The 15,272-nt window shown below is 59.7% G+C and carries 18 protein-coding genes; 2 read left to right on the top strand and 16 right to left on the bottom strand.

Features of this window, described 5'->3' with window-relative positions; genetic code table 11:
- The first annotated feature begins 35 nt into the window (after positions 1-35).
- The gene (locus tag F8N85_RS26335) at positions 36-1,169 is read left to right on the top strand and encodes an aminotransferase class V-fold PLP-dependent enzyme (RefSeq protein WP_150806435.1); all 1,134 of its coding nucleotides are present in this window, start codon (positions 36-38) and stop codon (positions 1,167-1,169) included.
- A gap of 227 nt (positions 1,170-1,396) precedes the next feature.
- Here F8N85_RS26335 and F8N85_RS26330 read toward each other — a convergent pair whose 3' ends face one another.
- The 13 genes from F8N85_RS26330 to F8N85_RS26270 form a co-directional block, all read right to left on the bottom strand.
- Positions 1,397-2,182: a TatD family hydrolase gene (locus F8N85_RS26330; RefSeq protein ID WP_150806434.1), complete on the bottom strand. Its 786-nt coding sequence runs from the start codon at positions 2,180-2,182 to the stop codon at positions 1,397-1,399.
- Positions 2,183-2,193: 11 nt separating this feature from the next.
- Positions 2,194-2,550, bottom strand: a complete 357-nt coding sequence (locus tag F8N85_RS26325) for a PilZ domain-containing protein (protein WP_150806433.1) — start codon at positions 2,548-2,550, stop codon at positions 2,194-2,196.
- A gap of 42 nt (positions 2,551-2,592) precedes the next feature.
- Complete coding sequence (locus F8N85_RS26320) at positions 2,593-3,579, bottom strand: DNA polymerase III subunit delta' (RefSeq protein WP_150806432.1); 987 nt, start codon at positions 3,577-3,579, stop codon at positions 2,593-2,595.
- Positions 3,572-4,204 (bottom strand): dTMP kinase, encoded by a 633-nt coding sequence (gene tmk, locus F8N85_RS26315; protein WP_150806431.1) that lies wholly within the window; start codon positions 4,202-4,204, stop codon positions 3,572-3,574. The genes F8N85_RS26320 and tmk overlap by 8 nt, the downstream gene beginning before the upstream one ends.
- Positions 4,205-4,223: 19 nt before the next feature.
- Positions 4,224-5,510, bottom strand: coding sequence for an endolytic transglycosylase MltG (mltG, locus tag F8N85_RS26310; RefSeq protein ID WP_150806430.1), 1,287 nt, complete (start codon positions 5,508-5,510; stop codon positions 4,224-4,226).
- Between the two features lie 3 nt (positions 5,511-5,513).
- The gene (gene pabC, locus F8N85_RS26305; protein WP_150806429.1) at positions 5,514-6,329 is read right to left on the bottom strand and encodes an aminodeoxychorismate lyase; all 816 of its coding nucleotides are present in this window, start codon (positions 6,327-6,329) and stop codon (positions 5,514-5,516) included.
- Positions 6,329-7,573: a beta-ketoacyl-ACP synthase II gene (fabF, locus tag F8N85_RS26300; protein ID WP_150806428.1), complete on the bottom strand. Its 1,245-nt coding sequence runs from the start codon at positions 7,571-7,573 to the stop codon at positions 6,329-6,331. Before fabF ends, pabC begins: the two co-directional genes overlap by 1 nt.
- A gap of 108 nt (positions 7,574-7,681) precedes the next feature.
- The gene (gene acpP, locus F8N85_RS26295) at positions 7,682-7,918 is read right to left on the bottom strand and encodes an acyl carrier protein (RefSeq protein ID WP_004371293.1); all 237 of its coding nucleotides are present in this window, start codon (positions 7,916-7,918) and stop codon (positions 7,682-7,684) included.
- A gap of 192 nt (positions 7,919-8,110) precedes the next feature.
- Positions 8,111-8,854: a 3-oxoacyl-ACP reductase FabG gene (fabG, locus tag F8N85_RS26290; RefSeq protein ID WP_150806427.1), complete on the bottom strand. Its 744-nt coding sequence runs from the start codon at positions 8,852-8,854 to the stop codon at positions 8,111-8,113.
- Positions 8,855-8,870: 16 nt separating this feature from the next.
- Positions 8,871-9,809, bottom strand: a complete 939-nt coding sequence (gene fabD / locus F8N85_RS26285; protein ID WP_150806426.1) for an ACP S-malonyltransferase — start codon at positions 9,807-9,809, stop codon at positions 8,871-8,873.
- Positions 9,810-9,934: 125 nt separating this feature from the next.
- Complete coding sequence (gene plsX / locus F8N85_RS26280) at positions 9,935-10,945, bottom strand: phosphate acyltransferase PlsX (RefSeq protein WP_150806425.1); 1,011 nt, start codon at positions 10,943-10,945, stop codon at positions 9,935-9,937.
- Between the two features lie 3 nt (positions 10,946-10,948).
- Complete coding sequence (gene rpmF / locus F8N85_RS26275; RefSeq protein ID WP_150806424.1) at positions 10,949-11,131, bottom strand: 50S ribosomal protein L32; 183 nt, start codon at positions 11,129-11,131, stop codon at positions 10,949-10,951.
- Between the two features lie 13 nt (positions 11,132-11,144).
- Positions 11,145-11,672, bottom strand: a complete 528-nt coding sequence (locus F8N85_RS26270; protein WP_008152342.1) for a YceD family protein — start codon at positions 11,670-11,672, stop codon at positions 11,145-11,147.
- Positions 11,673-11,777: 105 nt separating this feature from the next.
- Between F8N85_RS26270 and F8N85_RS26265 the strand changes: the two genes are divergently transcribed.
- The gene (locus F8N85_RS26265; RefSeq protein WP_150806423.1) at positions 11,778-12,356 is read left to right on the top strand and encodes a Maf family protein; all 579 of its coding nucleotides are present in this window, start codon (positions 11,778-11,780) and stop codon (positions 12,354-12,356) included.
- Between the two features lie 129 nt (positions 12,357-12,485).
- Here F8N85_RS26265 and sppA read toward each other — a convergent pair whose 3' ends face one another.
- Genes sppA through rluC form a run of 3 tightly spaced genes read right to left on the bottom strand, consistent with a single transcriptional unit; the run spans position 12,486 to position 15,107 of the window.
- Entirely contained in the window at positions 12,486-13,475 is a 990-nt protein-coding gene (sppA, locus tag F8N85_RS26260) for a signal peptide peptidase SppA (protein ID WP_150806422.1), read from the bottom strand.
- A gap of 5 nt (positions 13,476-13,480) precedes the next feature.
- A complete protein-coding gene (locus tag F8N85_RS26255) occupies positions 13,481-14,161 on the bottom strand; it encodes an HAD-IA family hydrolase (RefSeq protein ID WP_150806421.1) in 681 nt (226 codons plus the stop codon).
- Positions 14,148-15,107 (bottom strand): 23S rRNA pseudouridine(955/2504/2580) synthase RluC, encoded by a 960-nt coding sequence (gene rluC, locus F8N85_RS26250; protein ID WP_150806420.1) that lies wholly within the window; start codon positions 15,105-15,107, stop codon positions 14,148-14,150. Before rluC ends, F8N85_RS26255 begins: the two co-directional genes overlap by 14 nt.
- Between the last annotated feature and the right edge of the window lie 165 nt (positions 15,108-15,272).

The following is a 15,272-nucleotide window of genomic DNA, read 5'->3' as shown; positions in this document are numbered from 1 at the left end:
CCTAACTTGCGCCAAATTGCACGGATCATCCGACCATGTCTACGTTTCTTGCTGAATTTGTACAGGCTCCAGGCCTGCGTTATTTGAATCATGCGGCCGTCGCTCCCTGGCCAAATCGGGCCAGTGAGGCGGTCGCGCGTTTCGCCCAGGAGAACGTTTTGCTGGGCGCGCGGGACTATTCGGACTGGATGGCCCTTGAGCAGCGCCTGCGCGAACGCCTGATGCGCCTGCTTAACGCTCCATCGACGGATGACGTGGCACTGGTCAAAAATACTTCGGAAGCATTGTCTTTTGTCGCATTCGGACTGGAATGGCAAAGCGGCGATCAGATAGTCATTAGTGACGAAGAATTTCCGTCCAACCGCATCGTCTGGGAAGCGTTGGCACCACAGGGCGTGGAAGTGCTCCAGGTCAGCCTCAAGGGCGATGACCCCGAAGGTGCCCTGCTGAGCGCCTGCGGCCCGCGCACCCGCCTGATGTCAGTCAGTGCCGTGCAGTTCGCCAGCGGCCTGCGCCTGGACCTGCAGCGTCTGGGTGCCGGCTGCAAGGAGCAGAACGTGCTGTTCTGCATCGATGCGATCCAGCAACTGGGCGCCCAGCCCTTCGATGTCCGGGCTTATCAATGCGATTTCGCCATGGCTGATGGCCATAAATGGCTCCTGGGGCCTGAAGGCCTGGGGGTGTTCTACTGCCGCGCTGAGCTGCGCGAGCAGCTGAAATTGCATGAATTTGGCTGGCACATGCTCGAACATATGGGCGACTACAATCGCACTGAGTGGGAGCCGGCCAAAAGCGCGCGGCGCTTCGAGTGTGGCAGTCCGAACATGCTCGGCGCCATGGCGCTGGAAGCCAGCCTGTCGCTGCTCGAAGAAGTCGGCATGGAAAAAGTCGCCGCGCTCATTGCCGAACGCGTGCAATGGCTACAGGACGGCTTGAACGCGATTCCCGGTGTGCAACTGCACAGCCCGCTGAACCCCGCCCGGCGTGGCGGGATTTTCTCGTTCAGTATCGATGGCATTGATAATCAGCAGGTCTACGAACACCTCAAGCAACAACAGGTCGTGTGCATCCAACGCGGCCCCGGTATTCGTTTTTCCCCGCATTTCTATACAGAAAAGCGCGTGATCGACGAAACTCTGCAAATCGTTGCGGCCATTGCCCAGCAATGAGAACCCAACCGAAGCGCGCGTATTCCAAATCTGTTTAAAAAACAGAGGGGTCAGACTGGACTAGTAGCAATAGTGATCAATACTTGAACTGTCGGCGCGGCATCTCCCCCAAGTGGCGCGCCGATGAAGGTACCAACGGACGGCGTATCTTTGTTTTACTCCTAATGGTCTTAACCCGGATTCACCCCCCAGAACCCGGGTTTTTTTTGCCTGGGATTTATGTGCACTTAATCCCTGACATGCGCCAACGGAAACAACCGCTTGAAGTTCTCGGTTGTCTGCTCGGCAAATCGTTCGTACGATTCTCCCCGCAACATCGCCAGAAACTCCGCGACATCGCGTACGTACTGCGGCAAGTTCGGCTTGCCCCGATGGGGAATCGGCGCCAGGTACGGCGAGTCGGTTTCCACCAGCAGACGATCGGCCGGCACTTGCCTGGCCACATCCCGCAAGGCATCGGCATTGCGGAAAGTGACAATACCCGACAGGGAAATATAGAAACCCAGATCCAGTGCGGCCTTGGCCATCTCCCAGTCTTCGGTGAAGCAGTGCAGCACGCCAGCCTGGGGCAACGCCGCTTCACGCAACAGCTTCAAGGTATCGGCGCGCGCGCCACGGGTATGCACGATAACCGGCTTACCCGTCTGCTGCGCGGCTTGCAGATGCAGGCGAAAGGATTCCTGCTGCAACTCGGCCGCCTCCGGTTCGTAGTGGTAGTCCAGACCGGTTTCACCAATGGCCACGACCCGTGGATGGTTGAGTTCCTGCAACAGCCAGTCCAGCGCAGGGGCGGCGCCCGGCTGCACGTCGAGCGGATGGACGCCGACCGAGCAGTCGACATCGGCATAACGTTCGGCCAGCGCCTTGACGTCAGCCGCATTCTCGACGCTCACGCCGATACACAGAAAGTGCCCGACCCCACGCTGGCGAGCCGCGTCGAGGGCAGCATCGAGGGAGCCGGCATGTTCGGCGAGGTCGAGGCGATCAAGGTGACAATGGGAATCTACAAGCATAAAGGCTGCAACTACATCGTATGAGTGGGACGGTCGGACTTGAGGGCTCCGGCCAGATGGGCTTCGATACTACTGCGGGCGCTATTGTCGCCGTCATTGAACTGCACGCCGACACCGGCCACCCGATTGCCCTGGGCACCGCTGGGGGTAATCCAGGAAACCTTGCCGGCCACCGGAATCTTTTCCGGCTCATCCATCAGGCTCAACAGCATGAATACCTCATCACCCAACTTATAGCTTTTGTGGGTCGGGATAAACAGGCCGCCGTTCTTGATGAAGGGCATGTACGCCGCATACAGCACCGACTTGTCCTTGATGGTCAGGGACAAGATGCCGTTGCGTGGACCCGGATTGACCATTTCACTCATGCTGACCTCCGCTGCTCAATAGTTGATTCTAGGCTCGGTCGATCAGTGGCGGATAGGTAAACCTGCCCACTGCACCAGCAACGCCTCGAGCAACAGCACACGATTGAGGTTGGCTTTGCTCAGCACCTTCTGCCGCTGGGCAAGAATCCAGTCCTGGATATCCAGGACTTTTTCCTGAGAAGACTTCTGCGCCAGGTACTGCACGACCTTGCGCATATCGGTCAAACCCAGGCCTGTTTCGTCCTGAGTGAGTTGGTAACGCAGGATCAGGCTCGACCAGTCACAGAACCAGTCGAACAGCAACAGCAACGGAATGGCATTCCAGCTCTCAGCCAATTGAGTCGGTGATTGCTGCTGCTTGAGCAGTTTCTTCACTCCGTCGACCACCAGCGCCCGTTGCTCACGCACACCCTGAGCCTGCAAGGTGACCGCGGCCAGCGGCGAACCGGCGGCCAGCGTCAGCAACTCCATGCGTTCTTCTTCAGCGCAATCGGGCAAAGCCTTGGCCAGCCACTCCAGGCTCATCGCTTCACTCGGCAGCGGACATGCCTGCTGCACACAACGGCTTTTGACCGTCGGCAACAGACGGCTCGGCTGATGACTGACCAACAGCAATACGGTATCGCCGGAGGGTTCTTCGAGGCTTTTCAGCAAGGCGTTGGCGGCGTTGTTGTTCATCGACTCGACCGGCTCGATCAACACCACTTTGCGTCCACCCATCTGCGCGGTCTGCACCACGAAGCTGACCAGCTCACGGACCTGGTCGACCTTGATCGCCTTGTCCGCCTCTTCCGGCTCCAGCACGTAGTTATCCGGATGGCTGCCGGCCTTGAGCAGCATGCAGGATTTGCATTGCCCGCAGGCGTCCAGCCCTTGCGGTTTCTGGCAGAGCAAACGGGCCATCAGGCGTTCGGCCAGCGCGCGCTTGCCGATCCCGACAGGGCCATGCAGCAGATAAGCGTGAGCATGCTGGGCACGCCCGGCCAGTTGCTGCCAGAGGCTGTCCTGCCAAGGGTAGGCCTCAGCCACGGTACAGCTCCAGCAATTGCGGCAGCAAGGCATCCAGCGACTGCTGGACCTGCGCCAGCGGCTGCGCGGCGTCCACCAGACGATAACGCGCCGGCTCAGCCTCGGCACGCTGCAGGTAGGCACTGCGGACTGCATCGAAGAAACGCCGCCCTTCCAGCTCGAAGCGGTCCAGCCGACCGCGCGCACTGGCGCGAGCCAGGCCGACCTCGACCGGCAGATCGAACACCAGGGTCAGGTGCGGACGCAAATCACCCTGGACGAAGGTCTCCAGGGCGGCGATGCGCTCCAGCGACAACCCTCGACCACCGCCCTGGTAGGCATAGGTGGAATCGGTAAAGCGATCGCACAGGACCACCATGCCCTTGGCCAGCGCCGGGCGAATCACCTCGGCCAGATGCTGGGCCCGCGCGGCGAACACCAGCAACAGTTCGGTGTCGGCACACATGACTTCTTCGCCGGGGGTCAGCAGTACTTCACGAATTCGCTCGGCCAACGGGGTCCCGCCCGGCTCACGGGTCAGCAATACCTCGATACCTTCGGCGCGCAAGCGCTCGGCCAGGTACTCGCGATTAGTACTTTTGCCGGCGCCTTCCGGTCCTTCCAGGGTAATAAACAGGCCAGTCACAGGCAGTCCTTAGTCAGATTCATTGCGGGCTTGGCGGCTCGGTCGCGTCTGGCGCTGGATCCGTGGCCGGTAGTTCCGGAGTTGCTTGGGGAACCGGCTCCGAGGTCGGCTCCGGACTCGTTTCGGGAGTCAGCTCGGGAGTCGGCTCCAGACCCGTTTCGGGAGTCGGCTCTGGAGTCGGCTCCGGGTACGTTTCGGGAGTCGACTCTGGGCGGCTCTCAGCCGGCACTTCAGAGGTCGGGCTCGAAGTCTCGGGTGCCGCCGGAGCGGTTGTCGGCGCCGGGCTGGATCGATAATCCGCGCGACGCTTGAGCTGGAACTCACGCACCGCATTATTGTGCGCGTCCAGGTCATCGGAGAATACGTGGCTGCCATCACCGCGAGCGACAAAATACAAACTGCTGCCCGGCACCGGATTCAGCGCCGCATGGATCGCCTCACGCCCCACCATGGCAATCGGTGTCGGTGGCAATCCAGCGATCATGTAGGTGTTGTAGGGATTCTCTTCGCGCAGATGGGCACGGGTCAGTTTGCCGTTGTAACGCTCGCCCAGACCGTAGATCACTGTCGGATCGGTTTGCAGCAACATGCCGATCTGCATGCGCCGCACAAAGACCCCGGCAATCTGCCCGCGCTCTTGCGGTACGCCGGTTTCCTTTTCCACCAGCGAGGCCATGATCAGCGCCTGGTAGGGCTGAGTGTAGGGTACGTCGGCGGCACGCTTGCTCCATTCTTTGGCGAGGACATCGTCCAGACGGGCGTAGGCTTTCCCCAGCAGCTCGGCGTCGGTCATGCCGCGAACGAAACGATAGGTGTCTGGAAAGAACCGTCCTTCCGGGAATACGCCGGCATGACCGAGCTTGTCCATCACTTCGCTGTCGCTCAAGCCGTTCAGGGTCTGTTCAAGTTTTTCCTGCTTGGCCAAGGCAGCCCGCACCTGACGGAAATTCCAGCCTTCGACCAGGGTCACGCTGTACTGCACCACTTCGCCGCGCTGCCAAACACCGATCAGAGCCTGGGCAGTCATGCCCGGCGACATGCGGTATTCACCACTGTGCAAGGGTTGACCGGCCAGATTGAAGCGCCAATACACCCGCAACCAGAAAGAGTCCTTCAAGACCCCGTCAGCCTCCAGCCGATTGAAAGTCCCGCTCGGCGTCGCACCGGCAGGCACTTCAAGCAATTCCTCTTGCTTCAGGTTGAGCGGCTGATCCAGAGCCGAGTTCACTTTCCAGGCCGAAGCGCCCAGCAGCAGCCCCGCCAGAACCAGTCCGGTTTCCAGCAGCAGCAAGAATTTACGTCTCACGAATCAAGCATCCAATAGCGCGCGGGCAATGCCTTGCAGTTTACGGGTGAGCGGCCCAACCGGCCAGCTCAGTGCTGAATAGCCGCATACCGGCCAGACGCCATACACGCTGTTGCAGACGAACACTTCGTCGGCCTGTTGCAGTTGATCCAGACCGATGTCGGCAATTTCCGTGGGAATGCTCAGCGACGCGGCTTGAAACAATAACTCAGCGCGCATCACCCCGGCGACGCCGCAGCGACTCAAGTCAGGGGTGCGCAACACGCCATCGCGTAGCAGAAACAGATTGCTGAAAACCCCCTCGATCACTCGCCCGGAAACGTCCAGCATCAAGCCTTCGGCATGCTCGGCATCCCGCCATTCGGAGCGGGCGATGACCTGCTCCAGACGGTTCAGATGCTTGAGGCCGGCGAGCAAGGGCTGCTCGCTCAGGCGCGTGGTACAGGGAAACAGACGAATACCTTGCTGCCCGTGGGCAGCTGGGTAAGTGGCGGGCGGATTGCCTTGCAGAATCCGGCGCGCCTGAGCGGCAGGATCGGCGGCATAACCACGCAGGCCGTCGCCACGGGTGAGGATCAGCTTGAGCACCCCCTCCCCCATGGCAGCGGCATAGGCCAACAGCTCGCTGCGGACCAGGGACTGATCCGCGGCAATCGCCAGCCGCGAACATCCTTCAGCCAGGCGCTGCAAGTGCCGCTCCAGCAGCAACGGTTGCCCGCCCTTGACCAAGAGGGTCTCGAACAGACCGTCGCCATAGGCCAGGCCCCGGTCCTTTAGCGACAGAACGTCAGCCGGTTGACCGTCGACCCAGCTGTGCATCACTCGGGGAACCGGCGGAACACCAGCGAGCCGTTGGTGCCACCAAAACCGAACGAGTTGGACAGCACCACATCGATGGCCATGTTGCGCGCTTCATGAGGTACGAAGTCGAGGTCACAGCCTTCGTCCGGCTCATCCAGGTTGATGGTCGGCGGAGCCACCTGGCTGTTGATCGCCAGCACACTGAAGATCGCCTCGATCGCGCCAGCCGCACCCAGCAGGTGACCGGTCATGGACTTGGTCGAACTGACTGCCAGCTTGTAGGCGTGCTCGCCAAACACCGACTTGATCGCCTGGACTTCCGCCAGGTCACCGGCCGAAGTCGAGGTGCCGTGGGCGTTGATGTACTGCACGTCCTCGGGGTTCAACTGCGCATCACGCATCGCGTTGGTGATGCAACGGGCAGCGCCTGCGCCATCGGCTGGCGGCGAGGTCATGTGGTAAGCGTCGCCACTCATGCCAAAACCGATCAGCTCGGCATAAATCGTCGCACCGCGTGCCTTGGCGTGCTCCAGCTCTTCGAGCACCAGGGCTCCGGCGCCGTCGGACAGGACGAAGCCGTCACGGCCCTTGTCCCATGGACGGCTGGCACGGGCTGGCTCGTCATTGCGCGTCGATAGCGCTCGAGCGGCACCAAAGCCGCCCATACCTAGGCCACAGGCAGCCATTTCGGCACCGCCGGCGATCATCACATCGGCTTCGCCGTAGACAATGTTGCGGGCGGCCATGCCGATGCAGTGCGTACCGGTGGTGCAGGCAGTAGCAATGGCGTAGTTAGGCCCCTGGGTACCCAGATGGATAGACAGGAAGCCGGAAATCATATTGATTATCGAGCCTGGCACGAAGAACGGCGAAATCCGTCGTGGGCCGGAATCATGCAGCGTGCGGCTGGTTTCTTCGATATTGGTCAGTCCGCCAATACCCGAACCCATGGCCACGCCGATGCGCTCACGGTTGGCATCAGTGACTTCCAGACCTGAGTTGCGAACCGCCTGAAAACCTGCGGCCAGACCGTACTGAATGAACAGGTCGAGCTTGCGAGCTTCCTTGACCGACAGATATTCCTCGACATTGAAGCCCTTCACCGAGCCGCCAAAGCGGGTGGAATAGGCAGAAAGGTCGGTGTGTTCGATCAGACCAATGCCACTGCGGCCAGCCAGAATGCCCTGCCAACTGCTCGGTACATCCGTACCCAGTGGCGACAACATACCCATACCGGTGACTACGACGCGTCTACGCGACACAGCACTCTCCTTTTTCTAATGACGACTTTGCATCAGGCCTAAAGAAAAAACCGCACGCCATGATGGCAGTGCGGTTTTTCCATGACAGCAAGCAACGATTACAAACTGTTACGCCTGGTGGCTGGTAACGTAGTCGATTGCCGCTTGTACAGTAGTGATCTTCTCAGCTTCTTCGTCAGGGATTTCGGTCTCGAATTCCTCTTCCAGAGCCATCACCAGCTCAACGGTGTCAAGGGAGTCGGCACCCAGGTCTTCTACGAAGGAAGCGCTGTTGGTCACTTCTTCTTCTTTAACGCCCAGTTGCTCAGCAACGATTTTCTTGACGCGCTCTTCGATGGTGCTCATACCTTGTTTTCACTCCTAATGGACAAATTCAGGCAGCTGGCCAGTGGGTAAGTGTATAGAAAGGCTTTTCAGTTTTTCAACTGAAAGCTTCACTCCTCGAACCCGATCGACCCTTTGCCTATAAATAGATTGCAGCTTTATAACGGATTTTAGACAGCTCGTATGACATTTTTTTGAATCAGTCCGTCACATTTAACTCATGTACATCCCGCCGTTCACCGGGATTGTAGCCCCAGTAACGTAAGCCGCACCGTCCGAAGCCAAAAAAGCGACCACTTGCGCGATCTCTTGAGCTTGCCCCAGACGGCCCAGCGGAATTGATGCCACCAACCCTTCCCGCTGCGCCTCAGGTAATTCGCGGGTCATATCGGTATCGATGAACCCAGGAGCCACCGAGTTTACCGTAATCGACCGCGAACCGACTTCGCGAGCCAGGGCACGACTGAAACCTTCCAGTCCTGCCTTGGCGGCTGCGTAGTTTACTTGGCCTGCGTTGCCCATGGCACCCACTACCGAGCCAATACTGATAATTCGCCCCCAGCGAGCCTTGGTCATGCCGCGCAGAACACCTTTCGACAGGCGGAACAGACTGTTCAAATTGGTATCGACGACATCATGCCATTCGTCGTCTTTCATGCGCATCACCAGATTATCGCGGGTGATACCGGCATTATTGACCAGGATCGCCGGCGCACCGAACTGTGCCTGAATGCTCGCCAATACCGCCGCAACGGATTCGTCGCTGGTGACATCGAGCTCCAGACCGGTCCCTTGAATACCGTTTTCTTTCAGGGTCGCAGCGATAGCCTCGGCGCCCGAGGCGGAGGTCGCGGTGCCGATGACCACGGCACCCAGACGACCCAATTCAAGGGCGATGGCCTGGCCAATGCCACGACTGGCACCGGTAACCAATGCAACTTTACCTTGCATACTCATGCAGGCTTCTCCTAATTCAAGCCAGCGCTGCACGAGCGGCAGCGAAAGCTTCTGGGGTATTGAGGTTAGCGGTCGACACGCCTTCGGCGCAGCGTTTGTTCAGGCCCGCAAGGACTTTGCCAGGGCCGCACTCGATCAGCGCAGTGGCGCCATTGGCTGCCAGGCATTGCACGGACTCGACCCAACGCACAGGCTTGTAAAGCTGCTCGAGCAGATCACGGGTGAGGGTCTCGAGATCGGTCGCAACGCTGGCGCTGACATTTTGCACCACCGGGATCTGCGGCGCCTGCCAGTCGATCGCAGCGACCGACTCGGCGAAACGTTCGGCAGCCGGACGCATCAATTCGCAATGGGATGGCACGCTGACCGGCAACGGCATGGCACGCTTGGCGCCACGCGCCTTGCAACCTTCGATGGCGCGCTCGACAGCCGCCTTGGCACCGGCGATCACCACCTGGCCTGGCGAGTTGAAGTTGACCGCACTGACCACTTCGTCTTGCGCCGCTTCGGCACAGGCTGCCAGCACATCGGCATCATCCAGACCCAGGATAGCGGCCATGCCGCCCTGCCCGGCCGGAACGGCTTCTTGCATCAACTGACCGCGACGCTCCACCAGCTTCACCGCGTCGCCCAGGCTCAGGCTGCCCGCAGCGACCAGGGCGCTGTATTCGCCAAGACTGTGGCCCGCGACATAGGCTGGGCGTGCACCGCCCTCAGCCAGCCACAGACGCCACAAGGCGATCGATGCGGTCAGAATGGCCGGCTGGGTCTTGTCGGTTTGATTGAGTTGCTCTTCCGGCCCCTGCTGGGTCAGCGCCCACAGGTCATAACCCAGAGCATCGGAAGCTTCTTTGAATGTTTCAAGGATCAATGGGTATTGCGCGCCCAACTCGGCCAACATGCCGAGGGACTGCGAGCCCTGCCCTGGAAAGACGAATGCGAGGGATGCAGACATGTAACAAGCCCCTAATGATCTTGTCGTCGGAGAGTTGACGTCCCTATATAGGGACACAAGAAACTGACAGTTGGATGGCTGATTGGAGTGAGCGGTCACATTTAAGCATTGTCGAACGAAAACGCCTAAAGCAACAGGTCTTCGAGACGACCGTGCAAGCGCTCCGGCAGGTTTTCCTGGATCTCGATCAGAGCTCGCTGGATGGCACTCTGAAAACCCTGCACCCCGGCCGAGCCATGGCTTTTCACGACAATACCCTGCAAGCCGAGAAAACTCGCACCGTTATGCCGTGCCGGCGCCAGCTCGGCGCGCAAGCGGCGCATCAACGGCAACGCCAGGGCGCCGACCATTCGCGACGCCAGGCTTTGCCTGAACAGTGCCTCGATCCGCGCGGTAATCATGGTCGCCAGACCTTCGCTGGACTTGAGCAGGATGTTACCGACGAATCCATCGCACACCACGACGTCAGCCTCGCCCCGGTACAGCCCGTCGCCCTCGACAAAGCCGATGTAGTTCAGGCCGCGGGCATTCTGCAGCAGCGTGGCTGCAAGCTTGACCTGCTGATTACCCTTGATGTCTTCGGTGCCGATATTCAGCAAGGCCACGCGCGGGCGAACAACACCCAGCGCCTCGGCCGCCACCGAACCCATGACGGCAAACTGCAGGAGGTGTTCGGCACTGCAATCGACGTTTGCCCCCAGGTCGAGTAATTGACAGAAGCCACGCTGGGTCGGAATAGCCGCTACCATCGCCGGCCGATCAATACCCGGCAAGGTCTTGAGCAAATAGCGCGACAACGCCATCAACGCTCCGGTATTGCCGGCACTGACGCACGCCTGGGCCGTGCCATCGCGCAGCAACCCCAAGGCCACACGCATCGACGAGTCGGGCTTGCCACGCAACGCCTGCGAGGGCTTTTCGTCCATGCCAATGACTTCGGTGGCCGGCACGATATTCAAGCGCGCACGATCCACAGCCGGCTGACTGGCAATCAATTCTTCTAGAAGGGAGGGTTGACCGACAAGGGCCAGGTGCAGCGAGGGCGTAGCAGACAGGCAAGCAAGACTGGCCTGAACAATGCTGCGGGGACCGAAGTCCCCGCCCATTGCGTCAATCGCGATGACTTGAGCGGACAAGGATTACTCGTCAGCGCCCTGTTCGATCACTTTACGGCCACGGTATACGCCTTCTGGCGATACGTGGTGACGCAGGTGAACTTCACCGGTGGTTTTTTCTACAGACAGGGTGCTAGCCGAGAGAGCATCGTGCGAACGACGCATGTCACGGGCAGAGCGGGATTTTTTGTTCTGCTGAACAGCCATAATTGATTAACTCCTAAACGTTTGGGTCACGCTTTAACTGCGCCAATACACTGAACGGGTTGGACCGCGTTACCTCGTCCTCGCTCGGTTCGGGCTCATCGAGACCCGCCGGCTGCTGGCATTCTTCCGGATGATGAGCAGGCACAATGGGCAAGGCGAGCAAAAGCTCCTCCTCGATCAGTGACTGCAGATCCAAAGGATCTTCGCCCAGTTCCAGCACGTCATAACCTTTCGGCAACGACTGGGTATTCGCACCCTCTTTCACCACAGCATAACTGCATTCGCTGTGGATCGGCAGGGTGACCAGCTCAAGACAACGCTGGCAAACCATTTTGACCTCGGTGTCGATAAAACTGTGGATTACCACAGATTTACGTTCATCTCGCTCAAAAACGAATTTAGCCTGCACCGTACCGACAGTGTCGGAAAGCGGGTCGCAGAGTCTCTCCAAATCGGCCAGCAGCATTTCACCTTGAAGGGTGGTGCCACGATCAGCCAATTTGCGCGGGTCAACGTGAGGTGGAATCGGGTCATTCAACATAGGCGCAGCATTATAGGGATGCCCCCAGCCATGTCAAAGGAAATTCAGTCTTGTCCGTCACTTGCAAGCCTCGCTAGAATTTACAGTCAACCTCAGGAGAGCTGCATGCTGCCTTTATTACTCGCTTCAAGCTCGGTTTATCGCCGTGAATTGCTGGCCCGCTTGCAGCTTGCGTTCACCTGCAGCTCACCGGATATCGACGAAAGCCACCGCCCTGGCGAGCAGGCCATCGACCTGGTCAAGCGCCTGGCCAAAGAGAAAGCCCAGGCCCTGGCTGTCAGTCACCCGGCGCACCTGATCATCGGTTCCGACCAGGTTGCCGTGCTCGACGGCCGGATCATCGGCAAACCCCATACCTTCGAGAAGGCCCGCGAGCAGCTGCTGGCGGCCAGCGGCGCCAGTGTGACCTTCCTGACCGGCCTGGCACTGCTCAACAGCCAGAGCGGCCACTGCCAGGTCGACTGCATCCCTTTCACCGTGCACATGCGCGCGCTCGAGCCAGCTCGCATCGAACGCTACTTGCGCGCTGAACAGCCCTACGACTGCGCTGGCAGCTTCAAGGCCGAAGGCTTGGGGGTGAGCCTGTTTCAAAGCACTGAAGGCCCTGACGCCACCAGCCTGGTCGGCCTGCCGCTGATTCGCCTGGTGGATATGCTGTTGGCTGAGGGCGTGCAGATCCCCTGAGCGCCAAAAAGCAATGTGGGAGCGAGCTTGCTCGCGATTGCGGACCGACATTCAACATTGACGCTGACTGTCCTACCGCTATCGCGAGCAAGCTCGCTCCCACACTAGACTTGCTTCGCCTTGCAGACCTCAGCGCAATGCCGGCCCTTGAAAGCCCATCCACATTGCCATTTGCTGGGCAATGCTGGCCCCGAGCTTTTTCGAGAAGCGATCGAACGGCGACTCCTCAATGGTGAAGTCCACCAGCTCTTTCTCGCCGATCACATCCCGCGCCACCGAGCTGGCACTGCCCAGGCCATCGACCAGCCCCAGTTGCAGGGCCTGCTCACCGGACCATACCAGGCCCGAGAACAGCTCCGGATGCTCTTTGTCCTTGAGCCGCTCGCCACGGCCTTGCTTGACGCTGGCAATGAACTGTTTATGAGTGGTATCCAGCACGCTCTGCCAGAACTGGGTTTCTTCAGGCTTTTGCGGCTGGAACGGATCGAGGAACGATTTGTGCTCGCCCGAGTTATAGGTCCGACGCTCGACTCCGAGCTTTTCCATGGTGCCGACAAACCCGTAACCGGCCGCCGTCACACCGATGGAGCCAACCAGACTCGCCTTGTCCGCGTAAATCTGATCCGCGGCACTGGCGATGTAATACGCACCGGAAGCCCCCAGATCCGAAATCACCGCATAGACCTTGGTGTCCGGATGCAGGCCGCGCAAACGACGGATCTCGTCATAGACATAGCCCGATTGCACCGGACTGCCGCCCGGACTGTTGATCCGCAGCACCACGCCCTTGACCTTTTTATCTTCGAAAGCCGCTCGCAAGCTGCCGACGATGTTGTCGGCGCTGGCCGGCTCCTTGTCGGCAATCACCCCGGTCACTTCGATCAATGCCGTATAGCCCGGACCACGCGTCGCGCTCTTTTCGATATCCATCAGCGGGGTGAACAGCAACAACGCGACAAACAGGTAAACGAACGTCAGCAGCTTGAAGAAAATCCCCCAGCGCCGCGACCGTCGCTGCTCCTGAACCCCAGCCAGCAGGGTCTTTTCCAGCAGCTTCCAGCTTTTATCGTCAGCACCGTCAGCGCTGGCTTTACTCGGCGCTTTCCACTCATCGGCCATGCCATCTACCCCAGCAAATCCTGATTGGCCGGCTTATTCAGCCAGGCGTGCAATTCGGAAAAATGATCGATGGCCAGCCGCGGCTCGAATGCGCGCAAGGCCTCCATCGATTGAGCACCATAGCTGACCGCCACCGAATCCATCCCGGCATTGCGCGCCATCAACAGATCGAACGACGAATCACCGACCATCAACGCCTGCTCGGGACGGACTTCGCAATGGGCGAGAATCTGCTCCAGCATCAGTGGGTGCGGCTTGCTGGCGGTCTCGTCAGCGGCGCGAGTGATATCGAAATAGCCTTCCCAACCGTGGGATTTGAGCACTCGATCCAGCCCGCGACGGGCCTTGCCGGTGGCCACGGCCAGGTGATACCCCTCGGCACGAAAAGCTTCCAGCGACTCCACCACACCGGCGAACAGCGGCGAAGGCTCGGCCTCCAGGGCAACATAGTGATCAGCATAGCGCTGGCGGAACACCACCAACTCGGCATCGCTGATTTCTGGATACAGGGTACGTATTGCTTCCGGCAACCCCAGGCCGATGATGCCCTTGACAGCAAAATCATCTCGCTGGGGCAAATTCGATCGTAGCGCCGCGACGTGCATCGCCTCGACAATCCGACCGATGGAGTCGGCCAGGGTGCCGTCCCAATCGAAAATCAGCAGCTTGTAATCAGAGGGGTGCACTCAGGCGCTCCACGGTCTTGGCCCACATATCGTCCACCGGTGCCTGCAGCTTCAATTCACCGCCATCCGGCAACGGCACGGTCAGCATGTAGGCGTGAAGGAACAGGCGTTTGCCACCCAAATCGCGAATCTCTTTGCTGAAATCTTCATCGCCATACTTGGTATCCCCAGCGATGGAGTGCCCGGCATGCAAGGTGTGCACGCGAATCTGGTGGGTCCGGCCGGTAACCGGCTTGGCCTCGATCATCGTGGCGAAATCACCGAAGCGGCGCAGCACCTTGAAGACCGTCAGCGCCTCCTTGCCTTCTTCATTGACCTCGACCATGCGCTCGCCGGAGCGCAGATTGCTCTTGAGCAGCGGCGCACGAACCTGCTTGATCGACGCCGCCCAGTTGCCGCGAACCAGCGCCATGTAGCGCTTATCGACGCCATCGCCACGCAAGGCAGTGTGCAGGTGACGCAACATGCTGCGTTTCTTGGCGATCATCAGCAGCCCGGAAGTGTCCCGATCCAGGCGATGGACCAGTTCCAGCTCCTTGGCATCGGGCCGCAACTGACGGAAGGCTTCAATCACCCCGTAGTTCAGGCCGCTGCCACCGTGCACGGCAATCCCGGCCGGCTTGTTGATCACGATCAGCGCCTTGTCCTCAAAGACAATCGACGCTTCAAGGCGCTGCAACAAACCCTGAGCCAAAGGCACCGGCTCATCGCGCTCAGGCACTCGTACAGGTGGAACACGGACAATATCACCCGCCTGCAGCTTGTATTCGGGCTTGATCCGCCCCTTGTTCACCCGCACTTCGCCTTTGCGCAAAATGCGGTAAATCAAGGTCTTGGGCACGCCTTTGAGCCGAGCAAGAAGGAAGTTGTCGATGCGTTGGCCGGCATATTCCGGCGAGACCTCAAGCAGCTGGACGCTGGGGGTCGGGGGGGCAGTAGTCGTCATGCCGCGAATGATAACAATTTTTTATGGATTTGAAGCACTTAATGATTGCTGCTATAGTCGCGAACGCCGCCAAAAGCGGCTGGACAGCGGACCAACGGTCATCGACCGGCCCTGACCAACGCAATTCATCAGGACGCGAGGCCGTCCTACGGGGCTTTCGCTACA

Origin of the sequence: Pseudomonas fluorescens, assembly GCF_902497875.1 — a bacterium.
Classification (GTDB): domain Bacteria; phylum Pseudomonadota; class Gammaproteobacteria; order Pseudomonadales; family Pseudomonadaceae; genus Aquipseudomonas; species Aquipseudomonas fluorescens_BR.
Note: the sequence above shows the minus strand (reverse complement) of the source record. Positions and strands in the feature narration are given on the sequence as shown.